The organism is Desulfomarina sp. (genome assembly GCF_054039375.1).
The window spans coordinates 1-3739 of the sequence record NZ_JBPLBA010000104.1 but is presented as its reverse complement, the minus strand read 5'-3'; the positions used below and the strand labels follow the sequence as shown (position 1 = coordinate 3739).

General features: G+C 46.1%; 2 protein-coding genes. Both read left to right on the top strand.

Going from position 1 to position 3739, the window contains the following annotated elements; genetic code table 11:
* Positions 1-441: YbhB/YbcL family Raf kinase inhibitor-like protein (locus ACXLDX_RS05775; RefSeq protein ID WP_457576247.1), on the top strand; the 441-nt coding region annotated here is incomplete at its 5' end.
* 23 nt (positions 442-464) lie between these two features.
* Entirely contained in the window at positions 465-3509 is a 3045-nt protein-coding gene (locus ACXLDX_RS05770; protein WP_457576246.1) for an HD domain-containing phosphohydrolase, read from the top strand.
* The last annotated feature ends 230 nt before the right edge of the window (positions 3510-3739 follow it).

Below are 3739 nucleotides of genomic sequence, written 5' to 3'. Positions count from 1 at the left end.
GAGGATCAGGTTTTTAATGGTTTCGGCTGCTCAGGGGAAAATCAATCACCTGCACTGAAATGGTCTGGAAATCCGAAAGGAACAAAAAGTTTTGCGGTTACCGTATATGATCCTGATGCACCTACGGGTTCCGGCTGGTGGCATTGGATTGTTTATAATATACCTGCCGATGTTTTTGAACTGGTCGCCGGGGCTGGTGAGCCAACAGGCAGGCTGTTACCGGTCGGTACTGTTCAGGGCCGTAACGATTTCGGTACTCATGCGTTTGGGGGTGCATGTCCACCAAAGGGAGATAAGGCCCACCGGTATTTATTTACAGTTTATGCCCTTAGTATTGAGAAAATAGATGTTTTACCTGATTCAAGTGCAGCGTTGATCGGATTTATGATCAATACGAATTCTCTTGGCAAAGCAGATTTGACTGCCGGATATGGTCGTTGAAAAATTGAACTGAGGCTGTATTTATGCCGATCTCCACTCGACAGAACATACCGGAAAAAAAAGTCAGGTTCAGCCTTGCTTTGACAATTGGGACATTGTTCAGCATTCTGCTTGTAGTTCTGGGCATCTGCGTTACGTATTACAGCTTCCAAAACCAGAAAAAGACGGCTCTAAACACCACAAAGATTTTTTTTGCAGCCAGTGCCGGGCAGATAGAAGATAAGCTTCTGGCAATGATTCAAACAGTGGAAAGCTTTGTGACCACATCTTCGGCATTAGGAAGTTTCGGGGTTGATGAGGTTAAGGATATTTCAAGTTTTCTGCCTTATTTTCATCGGTCTTTTCAGACTATTCCCTGGATGACGGCGATCTATGTGGGCAGGGATAATGGGTCTTTCTACATGGTTGAGTCAATCCGTAATAATCCGCAAACCAGAAAAGCATTTTCAGCTCCCGACCAGGCTGCTTATGCAGTAAAAATCATCGGAACTGAAAGGCCGGAATCTTCCCGGGTTCAATTGCAGTTTTTCAATAAGAATCTTAAATTGATAACAACACGGTCTGAGTCCGTTAACATTTACGATCCCAGGAAAACAACCTGGTATGGGGAGGCATCGTCTTCAGATAATGTCGTAATTACCAGACCATATACCTTTTTTACATCACGGCAGCTGGGCATCACTCTGGCTCACTCCCTCGAGGAGGGTAACGGTGTCGTTGGGGCGGACACTGTTCTCTCTTCGATCTCTCAACTTCTGCAGAACCAGAAGCTCACACCTTCCACGCAAATTGTCATTATGGAAGAGAATGGCAGGTTTCTTCTCAGTGCTGATAAGGATGATCTTGCCCGGCTGGCAGAGGTGACCGCGGACGACAGCAAGGTTGAGCTAAATGTCACTGATCTTCACAGCAGTGTTGCCGGCATGATACAGGAAAAACTCATAGCCCATGGTATCAGTACGGGAACGCTCCTGCAGATCAAAGGACGAACATGGTTTTGCCTGGCCAGGGAATTGTTGGGAAACAAGAGAAAGGGGGTCTATCTTACCATTGCTGCTCCTCTTGAAGAATTAATGGTTGATGCCCGAAAAACCAGGCAACTGAATGTTCTGATCGTTCTCGTTGGAGTGATAGTTGCCCTCGGTGTTGGTGTTTACCTGTCACGTCGTATTGCATGCTCTCTTCATGACCTGGCGATACAGGCGGAAAGTGTCCGTGACTTTCAACTATCCTCTCCGTTTACCATTGAATCGAAAATCAGGGAAGTGGCAGACCTCAGTGATACTATGACGGTTATGCAGTCAGCAATAAATCGCTTTGTGGAAATTGCCCGTGCCTTATCAGCCGAGAAGAAAATGGAACGTGTACTGGAAATGATTCTGCATGAAGCCCGGTCAGTGAGCAGTGCTGATGGCGGAGGAATCGGGCTTGTCAGTGATGATGGCAAAAGTTTTTCATATGTCCTTATTAACAATTCCAGAACAGGCGTGCATCTTGGGGGAACTGGTAAGACAGAAATTCCCCATGATCCTTTGTTGCTTGCTGATAGGGGGGCAGGAGGAAACAATATAGAAATAACTGTGATACATGACAGGGAAACTAAAGCAATTGATGATATATCGGGTGCGGATAACGGTATCTATACAGCAATACAACAATTTCATGAAAAGGACGATTATATCTGCAGGTCTTTGCTTGTCATTCCATTGCTCAATCGGCAGGATGAAGTCATCGGCCTGCTTCACCTGGTGAATGCACGGGACAGCGGCGGCAATGAAATTGTTCCGTTTTCCGAACACAAAACAGCCTATGTCAAGGCTCTTTCTTCCAACGCAGCTCTGGCTCTTGATAACAACAGATTGATCAGGGCACAAAAGAATCTTTTTGACTCCTTTGTCCGCCTGATCGCCGGAGCAATTGACACAAAATCCCCTTATACCGGAGGGCATTGTCAGCGGGTACCGGTTATCGCGGGAATGCTTGCTGATGCAGCATCTACCTCTGAAAAGGCACCGTTTGAATCGTTTCAGTTATCGGAAGAGGAGCGTTATGAGCTGTTTATTGCTTCCTGGCTTCATGATTGCGGTAAGGTTACAACTCCTGAATATGTTGTGGATAAAGCGACTAAACTGGAAACGAATTATAATCGCATCCATGAAATTCGAACGCGGTTTGAGGTGTTGTGGCGGGATGCGGATATTATTTATTATAAAGGAATTGCAGAAACTCCTGATCGCAGAGAATTTCTCTATAAAGAAAGGGAAGAAAAACAGAGGCAGCTCAAGGAGGACTTCGCCTTTCTCGCCAGATGCAATGAAGGTGGCGAATTCATGGCGCCTGAAAAGATAGAACGTCTGCAGCAGATAGGTCGACAACAGTGGGAACGAAATTTTGATCACAGGATCGGCATCTCAGGAGATGAAAAGGCCAGGCTGGACATGGATACCGATATTGTATTTCCGGTTAGGGAAACTCTGCTTGCTGATAAGCCGGAGCATCAAGTGCCGCGTCTGAGCAATGAGAAAAGTTTTGGGGATAATCCCTGGAATTTTAAGATGGCTGTACCGTATGACCGGTATAACCTGGGAGAGCTTTACAACCTTTCCATTGTCAGAGGGACGCTCACCCCGGAAGAGCGTTATAAAATAAATGATCATATTGTGCAGACTATCATCATGCTCAACAGTCTGCCTTTCCCGAAAGAAATCAGAAGGGTTCCGGACTGGGCGGGAAATCACCATGAAAAACTCGACGGCAGTGGTTATCCACGATGTCTGACCGGAGAGCAGCTGACTGTCCCGGAACGTATCATGGCTGTGGCCGATATTTTTGAGGCTCTGACTGCCTCAGACAGGCCATATAAAACACCCAAAACACTCAGCGAGTGTATAAAGATCATGAGCTATATGAAACGAGATGGCCATATTTGTCCGGATCTTTTTGATTTGCTGCTGACTTCAGGGATCTACAGGGAGTATGCAAAAAAATATATGAGTGAGGAGCAACTTGACGAGGTTGATATTTCAAAATATATCAGCTTGAATCAAAAGGATGAAATCTCAGTCTAATTCTCCAGCGAGATCTTTTCTGATATATTCCGCACCGGCTTTGCCGTTTTGCCTGCAGTGCCAGTTCACCATCCTGGATGGAGGATTGTTAATTTTCTTCGTGGTTCCAAAGAGGCTACAGAACTTTTTACAGCGATATCCATACCGAGCTGCCTTGCAGTTTCACGGATGCGTCGTGTGCAAACCGGGCCGGTAAGGATGCGACCAAATTCCCGGAAGCCGGAGGACGT

Bases quoted from the DNA above. Each gene is read 5' to 3' on its own strand.
- ACXLDX_RS05770 (WP_457576246.1), top strand. From the start codon at position 465: ATGCCGATCTCCACTCGACAGAACATACCGGAAAAAAAAGTCAGGTTC.